This window comes from Paenibacillus camerounensis (assembly GCF_000723885.1).
Taxonomy (GTDB): domain Bacteria; phylum Bacillota; class Bacilli; order Paenibacillales; family Paenibacillaceae; genus Paenibacillus_AQ; species Paenibacillus_AQ camerounensis.
This window is the reverse complement of the sequence record NZ_CCDG010000116.1, coordinates 1-263: the sequence shown is the minus strand read 5'-3', so window position 1 is coordinate 263 and position 263 is coordinate 1. Positions and strand designations below refer to the sequence as shown.

General features: G+C 54.8%; 1 protein-coding gene. It reads left to right on the top strand.

Features of this window, described 5'->3' with window-relative positions; translation table 11 throughout:
- Positions 1 to 263 (top strand): hypothetical protein (locus BN3772_RS29500; protein ID WP_042204237.1); only part of this gene is annotated, 263 nt, incomplete at both ends.

Sequence of the window (263 nt, the reverse complement as noted above, 5' to 3'; positions counted from 1 at the left end):
CTGACTCAGCTGGATCTGAACGAATACTTTGTGGACCGGGATCACGAAGCGTTGTCCTTCTCTCTTGGGAGTATCGAAAATAACGGCAACGCCATCCACGCCTGGGTGGACGGAAACATCCTGTCTATCTCCGGGGCGATTATCCAGCCGCAGCAGCTTTACCTTTCGGCTACCGACGGGCATGGCTGGGCTGCTTACAATACCGTACGGGTCAATGGCGAGAACCTTGCACCGGTTGCACTTAGCCAGCCGATGGTCATTTT